This window comes from Sphingopyxis sp. (genome assembly GCF_041916015.1).
Classification (GTDB): domain Bacteria; phylum Pseudomonadota; class Alphaproteobacteria; order Sphingomonadales; family Sphingomonadaceae; genus Sphingopyxis.
The window spans coordinates 1-19,792 of sequence record NZ_JAYSAH010000081.1; the positions used below are offsets into that span (position 1 = coordinate 1).

General features: G+C 66.9%; 21 protein-coding genes and 1 pseudogene. 9 read left to right on the forward strand and 13 right to left on the reverse strand.

All coding sequences use genetic code 11. The annotated features are described in order from the left end of the window. Positions 1 to 442 (forward strand): annotated as a pseudogene (locus ACE3SL_RS12020) (hypothetical protein); the annotation flags it as partial. Between the two features lie 53 nt (positions 443 to 495). Here ACE3SL_RS12020 and ACE3SL_RS12025 read toward each other — a convergent pair. The 3 genes from ACE3SL_RS12025 to ACE3SL_RS12035 form a co-directional block, all read right to left on the reverse strand. Continuing rightward, positions 496 to 1,899: an FAD/NAD(P)-binding protein gene (locus ACE3SL_RS12025; protein ID WP_374525977.1), complete on the reverse strand. Its 1,404-nt coding sequence runs from the start codon at positions 1,897 to 1,899 to the stop codon at positions 496 to 498. 201 nt (positions 1,900 to 2,100) lie between these two features. Further along, the gene (locus ACE3SL_RS12030) at positions 2,101 to 3,462 is read right to left on the reverse strand and encodes a sensor histidine kinase (protein WP_374525978.1); all 1,362 of its coding nucleotides are present in this window, start codon (positions 3,460 to 3,462) and stop codon (positions 2,101 to 2,103) included. Beyond that, positions 3,459 to 4,136: a response regulator transcription factor gene (locus ACE3SL_RS12035; protein WP_374525979.1), complete on the reverse strand. Its 678-nt coding sequence runs from the start codon at positions 4,134 to 4,136 to the stop codon at positions 3,459 to 3,461. Before ACE3SL_RS12035 ends, ACE3SL_RS12030 begins: the two co-directional genes overlap by 4 nt. Before the next feature lie 99 nt (positions 4,137 to 4,235). Here ACE3SL_RS12035 and ACE3SL_RS12040 point away from each other — a divergent pair, with 99 nt between their 5' ends. From ACE3SL_RS12040 to ACE3SL_RS12060, 5 genes are all read left to right on the forward strand, one after another. After that, entirely contained in the window at positions 4,236 to 4,982 is a 747-nt protein-coding gene (locus tag ACE3SL_RS12040) for an HAD family hydrolase (RefSeq protein ID WP_374525980.1), read from the forward strand. A gap of 2 nt (positions 4,983 to 4,984) precedes the next feature. After that, entirely contained in the window at positions 4,985 to 6,136 is a 1,152-nt protein-coding gene (locus ACE3SL_RS12045; protein WP_374525981.1) for a hypothetical protein, read from the forward strand. Further along, complete coding sequence (locus ACE3SL_RS12050; protein ID WP_374525982.1) at positions 6,133 to 6,921, forward strand: FkbM family methyltransferase; 789 nt, start codon at positions 6,133 to 6,135, stop codon at positions 6,919 to 6,921. The genes ACE3SL_RS12045 and ACE3SL_RS12050 overlap by 4 nt, the downstream gene beginning before the upstream one ends. 149 nt (positions 6,922 to 7,070) lie before the next feature. Beyond that, positions 7,071 to 7,409, forward strand: coding sequence for a P-II family nitrogen regulator (locus ACE3SL_RS12055; RefSeq protein WP_374525983.1), 339 nt, complete (start codon positions 7,071 to 7,073; stop codon positions 7,407 to 7,409). Between the two features lie 17 nt (positions 7,410 to 7,426). After that, positions 7,427 to 8,788, forward strand: a complete 1,362-nt coding sequence (locus tag ACE3SL_RS12060; RefSeq protein WP_374525984.1) for an ammonium transporter — start codon at positions 7,427 to 7,429, stop codon at positions 8,786 to 8,788. A 471-nt stretch (positions 8,789 to 9,259) separates the two neighbouring features. On the opposite strand, the gene ACE3SL_RS12065 is transcribed toward ACE3SL_RS12060, so the two are convergent. From ACE3SL_RS12065 to ACE3SL_RS12110, 10 genes are all read right to left on the reverse strand, one after another. Next, positions 9,260 to 9,958, reverse strand: coding sequence for an endonuclease/exonuclease/phosphatase family protein (locus ACE3SL_RS12065; protein WP_374525985.1), 699 nt, complete (start codon positions 9,956 to 9,958; stop codon positions 9,260 to 9,262). 164 nt (positions 9,959 to 10,122) lie between these two features. After that, positions 10,123 to 10,335, reverse strand: coding sequence for a DUF2007 domain-containing protein (locus ACE3SL_RS12070; protein WP_374525986.1), 213 nt, complete (start codon positions 10,333 to 10,335; stop codon positions 10,123 to 10,125). Next, positions 10,335 to 10,898 carry a pyridoxamine 5'-phosphate oxidase family protein gene (locus tag ACE3SL_RS12075; RefSeq protein WP_374525987.1) on the reverse strand — a complete coding sequence of 188 codons (564 nt, stop codon included), beginning with the start codon at positions 10,896 to 10,898 and terminating at the stop codon, positions 10,335 to 10,337. The genes ACE3SL_RS12070 and ACE3SL_RS12075 overlap by 1 nt, the downstream gene beginning before the upstream one ends. Before the next feature lie 45 nt (positions 10,899 to 10,943). Then, positions 10,944 to 11,519, reverse strand: a complete 576-nt coding sequence (locus tag ACE3SL_RS12080; protein ID WP_374525988.1) for a DUF924 family protein — start codon at positions 11,517 to 11,519, stop codon at positions 10,944 to 10,946. Between the two features lie 5 nt (positions 11,520 to 11,524). Continuing rightward, positions 11,525 to 11,935: a hypothetical protein gene (locus ACE3SL_RS12085; RefSeq protein ID WP_374525989.1), complete on the reverse strand. Its 411-nt coding sequence runs from the start codon at positions 11,933 to 11,935 to the stop codon at positions 11,525 to 11,527. 101 nt (positions 11,936 to 12,036) lie between these two features. Then, a complete protein-coding gene (locus tag ACE3SL_RS12090; RefSeq protein ID WP_374525990.1) occupies positions 12,037 to 13,245 on the reverse strand; it encodes a hypothetical protein in 1,209 nt (402 codons plus the stop codon). Between the two features lie 217 nt (positions 13,246 to 13,462). Next, positions 13,463 to 14,902 (reverse strand): metalloprotease TldD, encoded by a 1,440-nt coding sequence (gene tldD / locus ACE3SL_RS12095; protein WP_374525991.1) that lies wholly within the window; start codon positions 14,900 to 14,902, stop codon positions 13,463 to 13,465. A 145-nt stretch (positions 14,903 to 15,047) separates the two neighbouring features. Continuing rightward, positions 15,048 to 15,599: a DUF4402 domain-containing protein gene (locus ACE3SL_RS12100; RefSeq protein ID WP_374525992.1), complete on the reverse strand. Its 552-nt coding sequence runs from the start codon at positions 15,597 to 15,599 to the stop codon at positions 15,048 to 15,050. 109 nt (positions 15,600 to 15,708) lie between these two features. Beyond that, positions 15,709 to 15,909, reverse strand: a complete 201-nt coding sequence (locus tag ACE3SL_RS12105) for a zinc-finger domain-containing protein (protein ID WP_374525993.1) — start codon at positions 15,907 to 15,909, stop codon at positions 15,709 to 15,711. Between the two features lie 145 nt (positions 15,910 to 16,054). Then, on the reverse strand, positions 16,055 to 16,615 hold the full coding sequence (locus tag ACE3SL_RS12110) for a DUF4402 domain-containing protein (RefSeq protein ID WP_374525994.1): 561 nt from the start codon (positions 16,613 to 16,615) through the stop codon (positions 16,055 to 16,057). A 101-nt stretch (positions 16,616 to 16,716) separates the two neighbouring features. On the opposite strand from ACE3SL_RS12110, the gene ACE3SL_RS12115 reads away from it, so the two are divergent. The 3 genes from ACE3SL_RS12115 to ACE3SL_RS12125 all read left to right on the forward strand — a co-directional run bounded on the left by ACE3SL_RS12115 (position 16,717) and on the right by ACE3SL_RS12125 (position 19,762). Then, on the forward strand, positions 16,717 to 17,640 hold the full coding sequence (locus ACE3SL_RS12115) for an ABC transporter ATP-binding protein (protein WP_374525995.1): 924 nt from the start codon (positions 16,717 to 16,719) through the stop codon (positions 17,638 to 17,640). Positions 17,641 to 17,749: 109 nt separating this feature from the next. Further along, a complete protein-coding gene (nadB, locus tag ACE3SL_RS12120; protein WP_374525996.1) occupies positions 17,750 to 19,336 on the forward strand; it encodes an L-aspartate oxidase in 1,587 nt (528 codons plus the stop codon). Positions 19,337 to 19,369: 33 nt separating this feature from the next. Next, positions 19,370 to 19,762, forward strand: coding sequence for a GxxExxY protein (locus ACE3SL_RS12125; RefSeq protein ID WP_374525997.1), 393 nt, complete (start codon positions 19,370 to 19,372; stop codon positions 19,760 to 19,762). The last annotated feature ends 30 nt before the right edge of the window (positions 19,763 to 19,792 follow it).

The window sequence follows — 19,792 nt, forward strand, 5'->3', positions numbered from 1 at the left end:
CGGCGTTCGCGACCGGGCTGGCGGCGCGCTCTCGGGCGTCTCGGGCACCGTCGGCGGCGCGGGCTCCGCGGCGGGCAGCTTTCAGGGCAGCCTCGGCCAGCTTGCCGCAGCGGGCAGCGGCGCCGCCAGCGGCAACGGCATGTTCGCCGTCGCCCCTGGCATGCCCGTCACCGATCCGCGCGGCAAGGTGATCGGCTATGTCCAGGACCTGCGCCAGACCGGCCGCGGGGTCGTGCAGGCGGTGACGGTCGAGGTCGGCAACCGCGTCGCGACGCTTCCGGCCGCGAGCTTCGCCGGATCGGGCAACGTTCTCGTCAGCGGCATGACCAAGGGTCAGCTCAAGGACGTGGCCGAACAGCAGGAAGAAACCGCGAGCCAGCCCGCGCCGCACAAAGCGGCACGAGGCGAGCGCGCCGAACGCGGCAACACCCGGCCCGACTGATCGTCGCGGTTCGAGACAGGATGCGCCGGCCCCCGTGCCGGCGCATTTTCTATTTAGAGCCCCTCGCCGCCAAGCCAATGCGCGTTGACGAGCCGGCGCGCGAGCGCGCCGACCTGGATGCGGATGTCGGGCACGGCGACGACCTCCCACAAATCGCCGCGCGTCATCGGACCGATCGCAAGAACATGCTCCGACGACCGACCGTGCGCATCGACGACATGCCCGTCGCGATCGATGTCGAGCCCGAGGCGCAGCGAGTCGGGGCGGATGCGCTTCGCCGCCAGCATCCGCTTCACCAGCGGATCGGTCGAACGGAGCAGGTCGCCCTGCGGCCCGGTGCAGTTGATCATGCGCTGCGCGCGGGTCACGACGAGTTCCTCTTCGCCGCGCGGCAGCCAGCTCACCGCCAGCGCGTCGCGCTCGACCGCGACATCGGCGATCTTGCCGGCGCGAAAGTCGAGCTGTCCCGACGCGACGAGCGCGTCGATCCGGTCGGCAACCTCGGGCGCGAGCCGGTGGCGATGCACGTCCCAGAAGGGCCGCAGATGGCGCAGGAAGCGCGCACGCTTCTCGGCATCGGCCGACGCCCACATCATCTGGGTGATCGGGCGGATCGAATCGACGACGAGCCGCCAGTCGCGTCCCTGCGTCTCTTCGCGTGCCCAGCGCACCAGCTCGGAGAGGTCGGGCGCGGGCTTGGCAAGCACCGGCTGCGGACGCGGCAGACCTTCGACATGGCGGTGCGGTCGCAAGCCCCGCCGCGACAGCGCGGTAATCGGCCCTTCGTGGCCATGCGCAACCAGCCGCAATATGACATCGACCGCGGTCAGGCCCGTGCCGATCACGAGGACACTCGCGTCCCTGTCCAGCCCCTCCTCGAACGCACTCGCCCACGGATCGCCGATATAGCGGTGCGCGGGCAGGCGCGCGCCATGGATCGCGGGCGGGTCGTGCGGCGGCAGATTGCCGATCGCCAGCACCGCGCGGTCGGCCTCGATCAGCCCGCCGTTGACGAGGCCGAGCGTCACCTGCCCGCCGCGCTCCTCGATATCGAGCACCTCATCGTCGACGAGCTTCAGCCGGCGCCCGTGCCGCTCCATCGCCGCGGCGAGTTCCTCGCGCAGATAGCGGCCATAGGTCGCGCGGGTCACGAACGCCGCGTCGCAGCCGAGCCCGCGCGCCGCGAGCCAGTCGCAGAAATGGTCGGGCTGGTCGGCGAAGGCGCTCATATTGCCCGCGCGGACGTTGAGCAGATGCGCGCTTTCGCTGCTGCTATACGCGACCCCGGCGCCCATGCGGTGGCGGTCGCGCTCGATCAGCAGCACCTCGACATCGGCCTGTTCGAGCAGGTTGAGCGCGAGCATCGTCCCCGAAAAGCCCGCGCCGACGATCGCGACGCGGGCCGCGGTGCGAAAACGCGGGCGCGGCGAATGCAGCTCGGTGGCGATCAGGTTCACCGGCGCACCCCGCCCCCGGACGGGCATTCGTGCAGGCGATGTTCGGGCCGGCTGGCCATATGATTCTCCTTTTGCCGCTCGGGCGGACAGCTCGGTCGACTCGGATTACGTCCCGCATGGCCAGAGATAACTCAACTAATATAATTGACAAGTAAGGCGCGATAGACAGCGCGAAAAGCGCGGCGAACCATGCGCGCCCGGTCAGCAGCGGATACGGACGAGCAGCCCCGGCCCCGCGTCCTCGATCTCCAGCCGCCATTTGTGCGCCGCGACGATCGCTGCGACGAGCGCCAGCCCCAATCCGGTTCCCGGCTGCCCCGCGGTTTCCGCGCCGCGAAAGAAGCGCTCGGTCACGCGCTCGCGCTGATCGGCGGCGATGCCGGGGCCGGTGTCGGCGACCGCGATCGCAATGCCGCCGCGCTCGCGCCCGGCGCTGATCGTGATGGTCGCGCCCTTGCCGGCATATTTGACCGCATTGTCGAACAGGTTCGACACCGCCTGGAACAGCAGGTTCGGATCGGCCTCGATCGCCAGCCCCGGCGCGACCCGGCTTTCGATCCGTTGCCCATGCGCCTCGGCGTCGGGCGCATAAAATTCGGCCGCGTCGGCGAGCAGCGTGGACAGATCGACGTGGCGCATTCCGGTCAGATGCCGCCCGCTCTCGATCCGCGCGATACGGAGCAGCGCGTCGAAGATCGCCTGCAACCGCCCCGCCTCCGCCAAGGCCTGTTCGGCGAGCCGCTGCCGCTCCTCCTCGCTCCCTGCGTCGCGCAGCTCGTCGAGATCGGCATGGAGCCGCGCGAGCGGCGTCCTCAGTTCGTGCGCGACATTGTCCGACACGCGGCGCACCGATTCGACCGCTTCCTCGATCCGCCCGAGCATCAGGTTCAGCGTCGCGGCAAGCTCGTCGAAATCGTCGCCGGTTCCGCGCAGCGGGATGCGTTCGGCGAGGTCACCCGCCATCACGCGCCGCGCGGTCCGCGTTACCGCGTCGATCCGCCTACCGACCGCGCGGCTCATCGCGAGGCTGCCGCCCACCGCGAGCAAGGCGGCGATCAGGATCAGCCATACCGACCCGATCGTATAAAGCTCGTCGCGGTCGTCGATCGCTTCGACGTCGCGCCCGACGATCAGGCGCGCGCCATCGCCGAGCCGCCGCTCGACGACCAGCGCCTCATAATCCTGCTCCTGTCCGGCCTGATAGATGTCGGCCTCCAGCGTGGTCCAGCCGCGGATCGGATCGGCGGGCCAACTCGGCAGATTGGCGGTCACCGTCCGCCCGCCGGGCGCGATCAGGGCATGGAAAGGCCGTTTCGGGCCGGTCTTCTGCCGCACCTGCAATGCGCGCAGCAGCGCGTCGCGCCCGCCGCCCTCGTCGATGGTCGCGAGATCGGCGGCTTCGCGGCGGACTTCCCCGGCGGCATCGAGCAGCGGCTGGTAAACCCCGATCCAGTAGGCCGCACCGAACAGCGCCGCGGTCGAGGTCAGGAACAGCGCGACATAGATAAGACCGAGGCGCAGCGTCAGGCTGTGCCGCAGACCGCCCCCGCGCCCCGCGCTCAAGCGCCGACCCGCATGACATAGCCGGTGCCGCGCACCGTGTGGATCAGCGGCCGGCCGAAACCCCTGTCGATCTTTTGCCGGAGGCGGCTGACGTGCTGGTCGATGATGTTCGTCTGCGGGTCGAAATGATAGTCCCAGACATGTTCGAGCAGCATCGAGCGCGTGACGACGCGCCCCTCGTTGCGCGCGAGATAGGTGAGGATGCGGAATTCGCGCGCGGTGAGGTCCAGCGATTTTCCCTGCCGCCGCACCTGCTGGCCGAGCAGGTCGATCTCGAGGTCGCCGATGCCGAGCTTCGTCTCGGCGGCGAGCGCCGGCCCGCGCCGGCCGAGCACGTCGATCCGCGCGAGCAGCTCGGACATGGCAAAGGGCTTGGTCAGATAATCGTCGCCTCCGGCGCGCAGCCCCGTCACACGCTCGTCGACCTCGCCGAGCGCGCTCAGGAACAGCACCGGCGTCGTGTCGCCGGTCGCGCGGATCGTCTGGACGATCGTCAGCCCGTCGACCTGCGGCAGCATCCGGTCGACGACGATCAGGTCATAGCTTTCGGACGCCGCGCGCAGCAGCCCGGCGCGGCCGTCCTTCTCGGCATCGACGAGATGCCCCGCGGCCCTCAGCCCCTTGCCGATATGCTCCGCGACGCGGGCATCGTCCTCGATCACCAGGATATGCATCGCCGACGCGATACCGGCTGGCGCTGAAAATCGCCACCCGGCGGGCGAACATGTCGAAAATCAAATCTTCCTCCCATCGCCGCGTCAGGCGCCGCTGCCATGCCCCCCGCGAAAGGAACGGACATGGCGCAGGCGCAACGACAGACGAACAGGGCAGCAGCAGCACACGCCGAAAAGGCAATCCTGTCGGTCTTCGACCTCGACCGCACGCTGACCATCCTCCCGACCTATACGCCGTTCCTGCTCTTCGCGATCCGCGCCCGCGCGCCGTGGCGCGTCCTGCTGCTGCCCCTGCTGCTGCCCGTCGCCCTTCTTTACGCCCTGAAGCTGTTGCCTCGCCGCACGATGAAGCAGGCGATGCACCGAATTGCGCTCGGTGCAGCGCTTCCCGAACGCGAGGCCGCGCGCCTCGCCGACCGCTTCGCGCGCCACCTGATCGCGCGCGGCCTCTATGCCGAGGGGATCGCGCTGCTCGAGGCTGAGCGACGCGCCGGCCGCCGCGTCGTCCTCGCGACCGCCGCGCCGCATTTCTATACAGCTGCGCTCGCCCGAAGGCTGGGGATCGCCGACGTGGTCGCGACCGGATCGACGTGGCAAGACGGCTGCCTGACCCCCGTGATCGGCTCGACGAACTGCTATGGCGGCGACAAGCGCTGCATGGTCGAGGCGTTTCTGGAGCAGACCGGCATCGCCCGCGAGCGGGCGCATATCCGCTTCTATTCGGATCATGCCTCCGACCTGCCGATGTTCACCCTCGCCGACGAGGCAATCGCGGTGAATCCGTCGGCGAAGCTGCGCGCCATCGCCGCCGCGCGCGGCTGGCCCGTCCTCGACTGGCGCCGCTGACCATGCATATCGGTTTCCTCTTCAACCATCATGGCGCACATCAGGTCGCGCATGCGCTCCCCGTCGCGCTCGCGCTCCTGCGCCGCGGCACCAACGCGCGCGTCAGCATCTTCTTCTCCGAAGGCTGCGAGAGCGAGGTGCGCCGCCTCGCCGCCGCGACGCCGGGCGCTGCGCCCGAGATCGTCCGGCTGCGCCCGCCCTCAGCGCTCGCAAGCGCCGCGAACCGGGCCAGCGGCCGCGCGCTGCCGACCGACATCGTCTCGGCGCTGCGCCGCAATCTCGACCGCTTCCGCCAGCTCGATGCGCTGGTCGTTCCCGAAAAGACTTCGCTGCTGCTCAAATCGTTGTTCGGCCTCAAATCGCTCAAGCTCGTCCACACACGCCACGGCGCGGGCGACCGTGCGATCGGCTTCGACAAGGCGAGCGGCCGGTTCGACCTCGTCCTCTTGTCAGGCGAGAAGATCCGCGACCGGCTGGCGCAGGCCGACCTGCTCAGAGAGGGCGGCCATGCGATCGTCGGCTACCCCAAGTTCGACGTCGCCCCGCCCGCGCACCCGCGCCTGTTCCCGAAGGACCGGCCGACCGTCCTCTACAACCCGCACCCCTCGCCCGCACTGTCCTCCTGGTATCGCATGGGTCCGGCGATCCTCGACTGGTTCGCGCGCAGCGATCGCTACAATCTGATCTTCGCGCCGCATGTGATGCTGTTCCGGAAGCGCATCACCGCCTCGCTCTCCCCCTTCGCGCTCGGCTGGAACCTCGGCCCACGCGCCGAGCATTACGAGCATGACCATATGCTGATCGACACCGGCAGCCCCGCCAGCCTCGACATGACCTATACCGAAGCCGCCGACATCTATCTCGGCGATGCGAGCAGCCAGATTTACGAGTTCATCCGCCGCCCGCGCCCATGCTTCTTCCTCAACCCGCGCCGCCTCGCCTGGCAGGACAATGCCGACTTCGCGCACTGGCGCGCCGGCCACGTTCTCGAGACGATCGACGATCTCGACGCGGCGTTCGCCGAGGTGCCGCGCCTGACCCCGCCGATGCGCGAGCGGCAGGAGGGTCTGTTCCGCTACAGCTTCGACCTTCAGGAGCGCCCCTCGTCCGAGCGCGCGGCGGAGGCGATCCTCGACTATATGGCACGCCAATGACCGCCGCCTCTCCCTCGCGCCTCGGCGCCTTCCTCGACTATGGCATCGCCAAGACGCTTGCGAAGCTGCGCGCGAACCTGCCCGCCCGCCTGCCGCTGCGCCGCGAGACCGGCGTCGTCACCTCGCGCTACGGCGTCCGGATGCGCGCCAATTGGCAGGACCGCACCTTCCGCTATTGCTACCATGCGACCTATGGCCGCGCGCTGTCGGACTATCTCGCCGCGCAGGACCGCGCCTTCATCTTCGCCGACATCGGCGCCAACCAGGGGCTCTACAGCCTGCTCGCGGCGCGCAATCCGCATTGCGAGCGGGCGATCGCGTTCGAGCCGGTCGCCGCGACCTTCGCGCTGCTCGGCGACAATATCGCGCTCAACGGTCTCGGGGCCGTCATCCGCCCGGTCCACGCCGCGGTCTCGCTCAAGTCGGGCACCGCGCGCATCGCCACCGACCACGCGCACAGCGGCACCGCCAGCCTGCGCGCCGCCGCGCTCGAGGAGGGCGAGGACATCCGCGTCCTCGGCATAGCCGGCGTCGATACGCTGCTCGAAGGGACCGCGCCGCTGATCGTCAAGATCGACGTCGAGGGGCATGAGGAGACGGTGATCGAGGCGCTGATGGCCTCCACGCACCGCGCCCGCATCGCCGCGATCTTCTATGAAGTCGATGAACGCTGGGTCGATGCCCCCGCCATCGAGGCGCGGCTGCGCGCGGCAGGCTTCGCGCGCTTCACCCGCTTCGGCATCGGCCGCCATTATGACATATTGGCCGAACTGCCCAAAATTTAGGCAAATACCAGCCTTGCCTGCCCGCTCCGCGAACGATTGAGGGCGCGGAACGGTAGCGGACCGTCACAAAATGCCAATTTTACAGCCGCGAGCGCAATCTGGCACGGCTGTTGCACTGCAACATGATGCCACAAGCAGAAGGGGGCATCATGAAGCTGATCCTGGCTATCATCAAACCGTTCAAGCTCGACGAGGTGCGCGAGGCGCTCACCGCACTGGGCATCGCCGGCATGACCGTGACCGAGGTCAAGGGGTTCGGCCGCCAAAAAGGGCAGACCGAAATCTACCGCGGCGCCGAATATGCCACCAACATGGTCCCGAAGGTGAAGATCGAGCTCGTCTGCGACGACGCGCTCGCGCCGCGGGTCGTCGAAACGCTCCAGCAAACCGCCGGAACCGGATCAATCGGCGACGGCAAGATATTCGTCCTCGACGTGGGTCAGGCCGTGCGCATCCGCACCGGCGAGACCGGCGAAGCCGCGCTCTAATGACAAAGGGGGAACATATGACGTTCGCAAAGAAGATTGCGGCGAGCACCGGGGCCGCGGGCCTCGCGCTGTTCGCGGCGCTGCCCGCCTGGGCGCAGGACGCCGCCGCGGCAACGCCCGCGCCGGTCGTCGACAAGGGCGACACCGCCTGGATGATGACCTCGACCGTGCTCGTGCTCGCGATGATCCTGCCGGGTCTCGCGCTATTCTATGGCGGCCTCACCCGCACCAAGAACATGCTCTCGACGATGACGCAGATCGGGGCGCTCGCCTGCCTCGCGATGATCGTCTGGGTCGTCTACGGCTATGGCCTCGCCTTCGGCCCCGAAGGCAATGCCTTCATCGCCTGGGGCAAGTTCTTCCTGGCGGGCGTGACCCCCGACAGCCTCGCCGACACCTTCTCGGACGGCTTCAAGCTGCCCGAATATGTGTTCATCAGCTTCCAGATGACCTTCGCCGCGATCACCCTCGCACTGGTCCTCGGCGCGACGGTCGAGCGCATGAAATTCTCGGCCGCGCTCGTCTTCGGGATCATCTGGCTGACAATTGTCTATTTCCCGATCGCGCACATGGTGTGGGCGGCCGGCGGCTTCCTGTTCGAAGGAAAGATGTTCGGCACCGAACTGCCGGCGGCGCTCGATTTTGCGGGCGGCACCGTGGTGCACATCAACGCGGGCGTCTCGGCGCTCGTCGCCTCGCTGATCCTCGGCAAGCGCATCGGCTATCAGAAGGAAATCATGGCGCCGCACTCGCTGACCCTGACGATGGTCGGCACCGGCCTGCTCTGGGTGGGCTGGTTCGGCTTCAACGCCGGCTCGGCGCTCGAGGCCAATGGTTCGGCCGCGCTCGCGATGATCAACACCTTCGTCGCCACCGCCTCCGCAGCGCTGTTCTGGATGCTCGCCGAAAAGGTCGCCGGTCACAAGCCCTCGGCGCTCGGCTTCTGCTCGGGCATCATCGCCGGCCTCGTCGCGGTCACCCCGGCGGCGGGCAATTCGGGCCCGTTCGGCGCCATCGTCCTCGGCGCGGTCGCCTCGGTGATCTGCTTCTACGCGGTGACCGTGCTCAAGCCGAAGCTCGGCTATGACGACGCGCTCGACGCCTTCGGCATCCACGGCATCGGCGGCATCGTCGGCGCGATCGGCACCGGCATCGTCTATGCGCCGAGCCTCGGCGGCCCCGGCGGCGAGGATTTCGCCATCGGCCCGCAGGTCGCGACCCAGGTCGTCGCGGTCCTCGTCGCGATCGCCTGGGCCACCGTCGGCACCATCATCGCCACCTATGCCGCCAAGACGCTCACCGGCCTCCGGGTCAGCGAAGAGGTCGAACGCGAAGGCCTCGACCTCGGCGAACATGGGGAGCGCGCCTACAATATCTGACGAGACAGGATACCCGCCGCCGCTCTCTCTCCTCTTTCAAGGCGGCGGGGTCCTACCGGGGTTCCTCCTGCGAACCACTGGCCGGGTGCTTTGGCTCCCGGCCATTTTTTGTGCACATGCTGCGCGGCATTCGGCGCCCGGCCGCGGCTTTTCATGCTGCGCAGGGCACTGCACAAAATTTGAGCTTGGGTGCCGCAAATTTAGCCTTTGCAACATGACATTAATATGGCATTCAGTCTGCCATGAGTTTCAGGAGGGGAGAGCCTGAAAGGCTGGGCCGGAACGCAAGTTCCGGCCCTCTTTTTTTGCCCGCGCCGCCCATCTCCCAAAAATCGGCCATTTTTCAGTCCCTTCATCCGCGGCGCGACATTCCGCGCCGCCGCCGGACCGGACAGAATCGAGTCGCCCGATCATCGTGGATCGGACATCCTTCCGCTGACAGGGGTCCCCTGTCCGCCGCGGACTGCAGCGCTAACCGATCGTCTTGAACCGCGCCCAGATCGGGAGATGGTCCGATGCGCGCGCCGCGAGCGCGCTGCGGTGGACGCCGGCATCGACCGGCTCGAGATCGGGCGACGCGAAGATGCGGTCGAGCTTCGCGACCGGGCGGCGGCTGTGGAAGCTGTGCCCCGTATCGATCAGCCGGTGGTGCTCGCCGAAATCGGCGAGGCAGCCGCCACGATTGCGCCACTCGTTGCAGTCGCCCATCAGGATTGTCGGCAATGCCTCGCCCTCCGCCACATGATGCAGGATCGCGCGCGCCTGCTGGCGGCGGCGCAGCCCCGAAATGTCGAGATGCATGCCGACAACACGCAATCGCTCGTCGCCGATTCGCAAGGTCGCGGCGACCGCGCCGCGCGGCTCGAGCGTCGGCAGATGCAGCGCATGGCTCTCCTCGACCACGATCCCCTTGCGCACGAGCAGCGCATTGCCATGCCAGCCGATCGCGTAGGGGCGGCCATCGAGCAGATCGACGGGCACATAATCGCTATGCTCCTCGAACATATGCGGCGGAATCGCGCTCGCGCGCGTCCCGAAGCGGCGGTCGGCCTCCTGCAGCGCGACAACATCGGCGTCGAGTTCGCCGAGCACCGACAGCACCCGCCCCGGATCACGGCGCCGGTCGAGCCCGATGCCCTTGCGCATATTATAGGAGGCGACCTTGATCATGGGCGGGATGAACTGCCATTCTTCATTGTTTGCACGTGAAGGACGAGCGGGAAAGCGTTGGGTTGCTTAACAAGCTCGTCATTGCGAGCGAAGCGAAGCAATCCAGAGCGGTTTACGCAACCCTGGATTGCTTCGTCGCTACGCTCCTCGCAATGACGGCAATTCTATCCGACGCCGAACTCTTCCATCAGCGCCCGCGCCTCGCCCAGATCCTCGTCGAGCACCATGACGCGCACCGGAATCAGCAGCCCGACGCTTTCGGCGATGTTCATCCCCGCGTCGAAACACACCGCATGGACCCCCGCACTTTCGAGCCGCCCGCGCAGCAGTTCGGCCTCGACGCCGTTCGGCAAACGAACGAGTTCGACGAGCGGCATCAGGCCTCGCCCGGGAAATAGCGGTCGGTGGGGCGCGTCGGCAGGCCGTCGATGCTCTTCGTCCGCCCCTGATATTTCTCGACCCACAGCACGGGATCGACCTGGCGGTGATATTTCTGCAGCGTCTCGCGCTCGTGCTGCAATTCCATCATCGGCACGCCCCAGCCGCAACTCGTCTGCACGCTTTCGACGTCGATGACGAAAATCTGCCGCGTCCCCGGCAGCAGCGTGAAATGCGCCGCGAGCGCGTCCCACTCGGGGTCTTGCGGCAGCACGGGACGTCCCTGGCCGTAGATTCGCAGAATCAGCGCGGTACGATCGAAGGCGCAGAACATGATCGTGATCCGCCCGTCTGCCGCCAGATGCGCGTGCGTCTCGTTCCCCGACCCGCCGAGATCGAGCCAGGCGACCTGCGTTCCGGAAAGCACCTTGAAGCTGTCCGCATAGCCCTTGGGCGACAGGTTGATCCGTCCCTCGCTCGCGGCGGTCGCGGTGAAGAAGACCGGCTGCCTTTCGATGAAGGCGATATGCTTGCCGGTCAGCGCATCGGTGAATTCGGCCATTCCGCCCTCCCCATTCCGCCCTTCATCGGGATCGGCCTTCGCCTATCACCAATTGCCGCCCTCTTCTATCGCCGCCTCCTCGCCCGGCCGGTTGGCGCGGCCGAGCGCGGCGTTGCGGTGCGGGAAGCGCCCGAAACGGTCGATGATGTCGAAATGCTTCTTCGCATAGTCGAGCGACCGCGGGTCGGCGAGCCCCGCCATCAGCCGCAGCGATTCGCGCTGGTCGGCGATGTCCTCGCTATGCTCGAACGGCAGATAGACGAACTGCCGCCGCGCCTCGGGAACGTTCCGGTCCCAGCCGCGCGCGACCATCCCGCGCGCGATCGCGCGCGCAAGGTCGTCGGTCGCGAAGGCTTCGGCCTGATGGCGGTGGATGTTGCGCGGCACCTGGTCGAACAGGATCACCGCGGCGAGCGCGGTGTCAGGGCCGGTCAGAAAGCTTTCGGCCGGCAGCACGCGAAGCGCCTCGCGCCACTCGCCCGCAAGCTCGCGTACCGCCGCATCGAATTCCGGGCCGCCGCCATACCAGTCGTCGAAGCCATGGTCATCGAACCAGAAGGCGAGCAGCCGCGCCGCCCAGTCGGGGGGCGGTGCGGCCGGAGAAATCTCGTCGTCCTGCACGCCGGTCAGTGCGCCGCCGCCGACTTGACCTTGCGATACGGCACGAACTCGCCGAGCGAAACGAAACCGCGCCAGAAATGGCTGCTGCGGTCGTGGAGCTGGACGGTGTCGATGCTGCAGAGCTGGCTGCCCGTTGTCTTGGTCACCAGCACATCGTCGTCGTTCAGGCTGTCGGCGCCGCTGCGCGGCCGGTTGACCCACAAAGTCGCGCCGTCGCGATAGACGATCGCGGTCTTGTCGATGATCTGCGAGCTGTCGATGCTCGGCAAGCTGATGCAATCCCGGGGTTCACCGGCGACGCGCCCTTCGAGCAGCTTGGCAAGTTGTTCGTCGGGGCTGCGCTTTTCCTTGGCGGCCACCGCGGGCGAGGCCGCGAGCGCCGCGGCGGCGAGGATGGCGGGGATCAGTCTGTGCATGGTTCGACTCCTGTCTTCAACATACCCTACCCATCGAACATCCTACGCCGCCGCGCGTGAACCGGAGCTGACTCACCGCGCGCACGGCACGCTTCACCCGATCAGCAGGTCGGCAGCGGAATGCCGAGCGGTCCCTTGCACTTCTTCTTTTTCGCGGGCTCGGCCGGTGTGCTTTCGCTGCCGCCGCCACTCGACCCGCCCATGCCGCCGAAATCGGCGCCGACGAGGAGCATCGTGTGCGAGCGGAAGCGCACCTTCGCGGTCCAGTCGATGTTCCACACCGCATTGCCCGCGGGCTTGGGCGGATAGGAGAAATTCGCCTCGGGCCCGAAGGCATTGAGGTTGCCGACCATCATCTCGCCCGACGCCTTCTTGACCTCGGCCGGAATCTGGCAGCTCGTCTGCGACGGCGGCATCACGATCTTCTTCGTGATCAGGTTCGCGACCACCGAGGGCGGCAGCCAGTCCCACAGGCCGCCGCCGAACTCCTTCGTCGCGCTGCTCGTCCACCACACGACGTCGCCACCACTGCCGGCGCGGTCCATCCCGCCGAAGGCCCAGGCGGCATAGCCCGTCGCGGGCTGCAGCGGGCTCCAGCGGATCATCACCGACCCGTCGGGCTGGATCGCGGTCGAGGCCTGGAGCCCGGGCATATAATCCTGCGCGAGGGTGAAATTGATCTCGGGCCCGAAATTGCTCGTCACCTTGTGCGCACCGAGAAGCGACGAGCCCGACGACGGCTGTTTGCCGCCCTTGCCGTTCGGCCAATGAGCATAAGAGCGGCTGTTCGCCGCCGACACCTCGCGGATGACGGGCACCGCGCTCGACATCAGTCCCGGCGGTATCTGGCCTGCGGCGACCTTGGCGAAGTCGATGATCACCGGCTGCCCCGGCCCCGCCTTTGCGCCGCAGCCCCAATAGAGGAGCAGGCGCCCCTTCGGCCGCTCGAAGGTCTGCGGCACCTCCTCCTTGCCGCGCTCGGGCGCGATCAGCGGCAGCGACTTGCCGACTTTCGCCTGCGGCAGGAAGAAATGATCGCCCTTCGGCGGCGGCGCGCTCGCATCCTGGTTCGAGCCGAGGCGGAGGTCGAGCAGATAGGCGACCCTGGTCGATGGATCGCCGCCGAACATCATCCCCATCGCGCCGCCGATGCCGCCGCGCCCGCCCGCCATGGCGGCGAAGCCCGACATCGTCGCGACGTCCATTTCGTAGCGCTCCTTGGGACCGCTGGTCTTTTGCGCCGACCCCGGAACGGCGGCGAGCATCGCCGCAATCGCGGCGACGGAGATGAAACGCAGACTCGAACGCATGAAATCCTCCCTGTTCCGGGGGAGATCGCTTCCCCCGCGGATAACGATGCGGCCCAAGATTATTTTTGTTTGAGAGGGGTATATGCGCGGAAGAGGCGTCCGCCAAGTGAGGGATATCACAACCTCCCGTCATTGCGAGCGCAGCGAAGCAATCGAAGGCGGTTTACGCACACTCCGGATTGCTTCGCTGCGCTCGCAATGACGTCCGATAGTGTGGCTACGCCGTCCCGCCCACCGTCAGTCCGCTTACCAGCAGGGTCGGCTGGCCGACGCCCGCAGGGACGCTCTGGCCGCCCTTGCCGCAGATGCCGATGCCTTCGTCGATCGCCATGTCGTTGCCGATGCCCATCACCTTGGTGAGTACGCTCGGCCCGTCGCCGATCAGCGTCGCGCCCTTGATCGAATCGCCCAATTTGCCATTCTCGATCTTGTACGCCTCGGTGCAGGAAAAGACGAACTTGCCCGACACGATATCGACCTGCCCGCCGCCGAAGCTCTTGGCGAAGATGCCGGTCTTGACACGGCTCAGCAGCTCGGCGGGATCGTCGTTGCCGCCGCGCATGAAGGTGTTGGTCATCCGCGGCATCGGCGCGTGCGCGAAGCTTTCGCGGCGGCCGTTGCCGGTGGGTTCGACCCCCATCAGCCGCGCGTTGAGACGGTCCTGCATATAGCCCTTCAATATGCCGTCCTCGATCAGCACGGTCTCGCCGGTCGGCGTACCCTCGTCGTCGATGCTGAGCGAACCGCGACGGCCGCCGCCAACCGGGCTTTCCATCGCGCCGTCATCGACCACGGTGACGCCCGCCGCCGCGACGCGCTCGCCGATGCGGCCCGAAAAGGCGCTGGTGCCCTTGCGATTGAAATCGCCCTCGAGCCCGTGGCCCACCGCCTCGTGGAGCAGCACGCCGGGCCAGCCGGGGCCGAGCAGCACGGTGAATTCGCCTGCCGGCGCGTCGACGGCGCGAAGGTTGACGAGCGCCTGCGCCAGCGCCTCGTCGATCGCGTGGTTCCACTGCGCTTCCTCGAACAGGTGATCGTACATGTACCGGCCGCCGAGGCCGAAATAGCCGCTCTCGCGCCGCCCGTTCTCCTCGACCACAATCGAGACGTTGAGACGGACAAGCGGGCGAATGTCGGTCGCGAGGAAGCCGTCGGCGCGAACGATCTCGACCACCGACCAGCTTCCCGCGAGCGCGACAGAGACCTGCACGACGCGCGGATCGCGCGCGCGCGCGGCGGCATCGACCTTCTGGCAGAGATCGACCTTCTTCGCGAAGGGGACGAGGTCGAGCGGATTCGCCTCGTCATAAAGGTGGCGGTTGGTGCGCGGCGGCGGGCCGGCGGGGGCCTGCGTCGCGGGGTCGAGCAGCGCGAGCGTTTCGGCGGCGCGGCGGATCGCGCCGGCGCTGACGTCGCTCGCGTGGGCAAAGCCCGTCATCTCGCCCGACACGGCGCGCAGGCCGAAACCGGCGTCGGTCGAATAGTCGGCGGTCTTGAGCCGCCCGTCGTCGAAGCCGAAGCTCTCGGTCGCGCGATATTGCAGGTAAAGCTCGCCGTCGTCGGCCTTGGCGAGCGCCTCGCGCGCGAGTTTCTGCGCGAGATCGGGATCGAGCGCATCGGCGCGGTAGAGGAAGCGGCGGGGATCGAGACTGGTCATGGAGCCGATATAGGGGCGCACCGCTCCAACCGCAAACCGGCATCGTCATTGCGAGGAGCGCAGCGACGAAGCAATCTCCAGCTATCGAAGTTCAACAATGCCGATAGCTGGAGATTGCTTCGCTTCGCTCGCAGTGACGGATTGGTCAGAGATAATTGACGGTCAGCGTGAAGGTCCCGCTGTAATCGCCGGCCGGCTGGTTGGCGCCGACGTTGAGCGTACCGCCGATATAATAGGTCTGGACGCCGCTCGGCAGCAGCGTGCCGCCGAGCAGCGCGATGCCGCCGCCGCTGGTCGTGGCGGCGCGCACGAGGCTCGCGGTCATCGTTGCGCCGCCGCCCGCGCGGGTCAGGGTGACGCTGGTGTCGCCGCTGACCGTGATCAGCAATATGCCGCCCGTACCCTGAAAGACCGCGCGCTGCGCGAGCGCGCCCACCGGCGTGACGCCCCCGCCCGTTGTGCGCGCGCCGGTCACCGCATCGATCGTCACGGTGCCCGCGGCCGGGCCGGCGGCGAGGGTGCCGAAGTCGAGATCATCGACCTTGACGAGCGTGTTCGGGCGCACGACGACGCTGGTCGCGGTGCCCGTCTGGCTCGCCGCCATGGCCGGATGGCATGCGAGCATGCCCGCCGCCGCTGCGGCGATGGCGAGACGGCGGAGCGCCGCTCGCGAAAAACTGGTCCCTCGAATCCCCACGATTCTGCTCCTGTCTGGAACAGACTGATAGGATCAGGGCATGAATCGATGATGCGCGGGCATGGTAAATCCCGCTTTAACATTTGGCCGCGATCGGCAACGCCGAAACCTAGTGGTCGGCTATGCCGCCGGTCAGGATGAAGCGCCGGTCGCAATAGCCACAGTCGACGAAGCCCTCATCGGGATCGATCTCCAGCCACACGCGCGGATGGCCGAGCGCGGCATTGGCAAGCCCGTCGCCGGTGCCGTCGCAGGCGATGCGGGTCTTGGACGTGCGGATCGTCTCGGGTGCGGGGGCAGGCTGGGTCATCGACGCGCCTTTAGCAAGGGTCGCACGGCTGGGCAATCGGTCTCCATCATTCGTCACCCCGGACTCGATCCGGGGTCCATTCGGGGTTCGAGCGCCAAATGGGTGCCGGATCAGGTCCGGCATGCCGACAGGGAGTGTTTCCGCCCTACAGATAATTCAGCGTGATCGTGAACGTGCCTGCATAATCGCCCGGCGTCTGGTTCGCACCGACTTCGAGCGTCGCACCCACGGGGAAGTTGTAGTTGCCGAGCGCACTCGCGATCGTGAAGCGCGTCGGGGTCGTCGACAGGATCGCGGTCGGAGTCGATCCGATCTCGAAATCGCGTACCCGCATCCGCACCCCCGGCCCGGTGATCCAGATCGTGTTCGACCCCAGCGAGATATTGACCTGGCGGTTCGGCGTCCCGAGCCCCGCGAAGCGCGCAGGCTCGCCGTCATTGCCGGCGAGCGTCGCACCGCCGGTACGCGAGCGCGTACCGTCCGGCGCAAGCCGCACCGTCCCCGCGCTTCCCGAAGCGATGATGCTGCCGAAATCGAGGTCGTTCACCTTGAAGAAGCTCAAGGGCCGCAGCACGATGGCATCGACCTCGGCCGGTGCGCCGTTCTGCGCGAGCGCCGGCGGTGCGGCAACGGTCGCGACGGACAACGCAAGGATGGCGAAGGCCCGCCGCACAGGCAGCGGGCGAAAGATGTGGCTGGTCCTCACAGCCGCCCTGATAGCGGCGACTTTCCAATTTAGCGTTAACGCGGCGCCCACCCTTCAATCGCGGCTTTCGCGGGGGCGAAGGTGCGGCTATGGCAGCCGCCATGAGTGAAGCCGCCATCCGCATCGACGCCGTCTCCAAACTCTATGCCGGCGGCAAGCAGGCGCTCGACAAGGTCAGCTTCGACGTCCCGCGCGGGCAGATCTTCGGGCTGCTCGGGCCGAACGGTGCGGGCAAGTCGACGCTGATCAACATCCTCGCGGGCCTGGTCAACAAGACGAGCGGATCGGCGAGCATCTGGGGCTTCGACATCGACGCCGATCCCCGCAACGCCAAATATTCGATCGGCATCGTGCCGCAGGAGATCGTCTTCGACCCCTTCTTCACCCCGTTCGAGACGCTCGAGAATCAGGCGGGCCTCTACGGCGTGCCGAAGGACAAGCGTATCTCGGACGAGCTGCTCGCCGCCGTTCACCTGACGGACAAGCGCGACGCCTATGCCCGCACCCTCTCGGGCGGCATGAAGCGCCGCCTGCTCGTCGCCAAGGCGATGGTCCATTCGCCGCCGATCATCGTCCTCGACGAACCGACCGCGGGCGTCGATATCGAGCTTCGCCAGCAGCTTTGGGAATATGTGCAGAGCCTCAACGATCGCGGCGTGACCGTGGTGCTGACGACGCATTATCTCGAGGAAGCCGAGGAGCTCTGCGACCGGATCGCGATCATCAACCACGGCAAGCTGATCGCGAACAAGCCGACGCGCGAGCTCGTCGATATGGCGCGCGAGAAGATCGTCGTCGTGACGCTCGACGCCGACGTCACGGTGCTGCCCTCGCACCCCGCCTTCGACAAGGTCGAACGCGAAGGCGAGCGGGGCCTCGCGATCAGCTACAACAAGGACCGCGCCAACGCCGGCGAGGTGCTCGCCGCGGTGAACGCGATGGGCCACGGTATCGTCGATGTCTCGACGCGCGAGGCCGATCTTGAGGATGTGTTCCTGAATTTGACGCGGGCGGCGAATGGGTGAACCCTTCCCCCGTTCGTGTCGAGCGAAGTCGAGACACCCATCAGAACAGCGCAAAGTCGAGGGGCGTCTCGACTTCGCTCGATGCGAACGGACATAGAGGTTTGATCTGATGGCAGCAGAAGTTTCCCACGACGTCATCATCGTCGGCTCCGGCGCCGCGGGCCTCACTGCCGCGATCGCACTCGCCGACCATTGCCGCGTTCTCGTCCTCGCCAAGGGCGACCTCACCGGCGGCTCGACCGCCTGGGCGCAGGGCGGCATCGCCGCGGTGCTCGACGCCGGCGATACGTTCGAGAATCATATCGAGGACACGATGGTCGCGGGCGCCGGGCTCAACCGGCGCGAGACGGTCGAGTTCGTGGTCGAGAACGCCCCGCACGCGATCGAGCGGCTGATCGAGATGGGCGTCCCCTTCAACAAGGAGGCCGAGGCGCTGCACCTCACCCGCGAGGGTGGCCATTCGCACCGCCGCATCGTCCATGTCGACGATGCGACCGGCTGGGCGGTGCAGGCGGCGCTGCTCAAGACCGCCGAGGCGCATCCGAACATCACCCTCCTCCCCGGACAGGCGTGCATCGACCTGATCACCGGCCGGCACGAGGAGCGCTATTCGGGCTCGGGCCGCGTCTGGGGTGTCTATGCGCTCGACGAGAAGAGCGGCGAGGTCCATGCGCATGTCGGGCGCGCGACGATCCTCGCCAGCGGCGGCGCGGGGCGCGTCTATCAATTCTCGACCGCCCCCAGAGGCGCGACCGGCGACGGCATCGCGATGGCGTGGCGCGCGGGCTGCCGCGTCTCCAACATGGAGATGATGCAGTTCCACCCGACCTGCCTCTATAATCTCGAGGTCAAGAATTTCCTGATTACCGAGGCGGTGCGCGGCGAAGGCGGCATATTAAAGCACCCCGTCACCGGCCACCGCTACATGCCCGATTACGATCCGCGCGCCGAACTGGCGCCCCGCGACATCGTCGCACGCGCCAACGACGACCAGATCAAGCGCTTCGGCCTCGACTATGTCCATCTCGACATCAGCGACAAGGACCCCGATTTCGTCGCCGGCCATTTCCCGAACATCTACGAGAAGCTGCTGACGCTCGGCATCGACATGACGAAGCAGCCGATCCCGGTCGTACCGGCGCAACATTACACCTGCGGCGGCATCCTGATCGATCTCGACGGCCGCACCGACCTACCAGGGCTATATGCGGCAGGCGAATGCACCGAGAGCGGGCTCCACGGCGCCAACCGCCTCGCGTCGAACAGCTTGCTCGAATGCTTCGTCTTCGGCGAGGCGGCGGCGAGGGACATCATCGCGCGCTGGGACCAGCTCGACACCCCGCCGCCGATCCATCCGTGGGACGAAAGTCGCGTGACCGATTCGGACGAAGAGGTCGTGATCAAGCAGAACTGGACCGAAATCCGGCGCTTCATGTGGAACTATGTCGGCATCGTCCGCACCACCAAGCGCCTCGAACGCGCGCAGCACCGGATCAAGATGATGACCGGCGAGGTCGAGGATTATTACGGCCACTTCCGCGTCACGACCGACCTGATCGAGCTCAGAAACCTGCTGCAATGCGCCGACCTGATCGTGCGGAGTGCGCTTCACCGCAAGGAAAGCCGCGGGCTGCACTACACCCTGAATTACCCCGCCCTGCTGCCCAAGGCGGTCGATACGGTGCTGGTGCCGTAATAATCTCACACAAAGACACAAAGAGGGCAGCTTATGCAGTCGAATATCGAGGAGATTGCCCGTGTTGTGATCGACTGCGGATATCGTCTACACCAAAATTTGGGGCCAGGATTGCTGGAATCGGCCTATGAAGCGATTTTGGCGGATCAATTGGCTCGTCACGGCCTGTCCATCGAAAGGCAGAAGCCGATTCCTATTCGATATGACGGCCTTGAATTGAAGGAAGGCTTTCGGGCCGATTTGATGGTCGAAGGCAAGCTGTTGGTCGAATTGAAATCGGTGGAGCGGCTATCGCCGCTCCACAGCAAACAGGTTCTGACCTATTTGCGCCTTCTCGACCTGCCACTCGGTTTGCTGATCAATTTTGGCGGAGCCACTTTCAAGGAAGGTGCGCGTCGGATCGCAAACGGAAACCTCGCGCGATAAGACTACCCTCTTTGTGTCTTTGTGTGAGGC

Bases quoted from the DNA above. Each gene is read 5' to 3' on its own strand.
- ACE3SL_RS12075 (WP_374525987.1), bottom strand. From the start codon at position 10,898: ATGGCCGAATTCACCGATGCGCTGACCGGCAAGCATATCGCCTTCATC.
- ACE3SL_RS12065 (WP_374525985.1), bottom strand. From the start codon at position 9,958: ATGATCAAGGTCGCCTCCTATAATATGCGCAAGGGCATCGGGCTCGAC.
- ACE3SL_RS12105 (WP_374525993.1), bottom strand. From the start codon at position 15,909: ATGACCCAGCCTGCCCCCGCACCCGAGACGATCCGCACGTCCAAGACC.
- ACE3SL_RS12040 (WP_374525980.1), top strand. From the start codon at position 4,236: ATGCCCCCCGCGAAAGGAACGGACATGGCGCAGGCGCAACGACAGACG.
- tldD (WP_374525991.1), bottom strand. From the start codon at position 14,902: ATGACCAGTCTCGATCCCCGCCGCTTCCTCTACCGCGCCGATGCGCTC.
- ACE3SL_RS12045 (WP_374525981.1), top strand. From the start codon at position 4,985: ATGCATATCGGTTTCCTCTTCAACCATCATGGCGCACATCAGGTCGCG.
- ACE3SL_RS12070 (WP_374525986.1), bottom strand. From the start codon at position 10,335: ATGCCGCTCGTCGAACTCGTTCGTTTGCCGAACGGCGTCGAGGCCGAA.
- ACE3SL_RS12050 (WP_374525982.1), top strand. From the start codon at position 6,133: ATGACCGCCGCCTCTCCCTCGCGCCTCGGCGCCTTCCTCGACTATGGC.
- ACE3SL_RS12090 (WP_374525990.1), bottom strand. From the start codon at position 13,245: ATGCGTTCGAGTCTGCGTTTCATCTCCGTCGCCGCGATTGCGGCGATG.
- ACE3SL_RS12085 (WP_374525989.1), bottom strand. From the start codon at position 11,935: ATGCACAGACTGATCCCCGCCATCCTCGCCGCCGCGGCGCTCGCGGCC.
- ACE3SL_RS12060 (WP_374525984.1), top strand. From the start codon at position 7,427: ATGACGTTCGCAAAGAAGATTGCGGCGAGCACCGGGGCCGCGGGCCTC.
- ACE3SL_RS12055 (WP_374525983.1), top strand. From the start codon at position 7,071: ATGAAGCTGATCCTGGCTATCATCAAACCGTTCAAGCTCGACGAGGTG.
- ACE3SL_RS12125 (WP_374525997.1), top strand. From the start codon at position 19,370: ATGCAGTCGAATATCGAGGAGATTGCCCGTGTTGTGATCGACTGCGGA.
- ACE3SL_RS12115 (WP_374525995.1), top strand. From the start codon at position 16,717: ATGAGTGAAGCCGCCATCCGCATCGACGCCGTCTCCAAACTCTATGCC.
- nadB (WP_374525996.1), top strand. From the start codon at position 17,750: ATGGCAGCAGAAGTTTCCCACGACGTCATCATCGTCGGCTCCGGCGCC.
- ACE3SL_RS12035 (WP_374525979.1), bottom strand. From the start codon at position 4,136: ATGCATATCCTGGTGATCGAGGACGATGCCCGCGTCGCGGAGCATATC.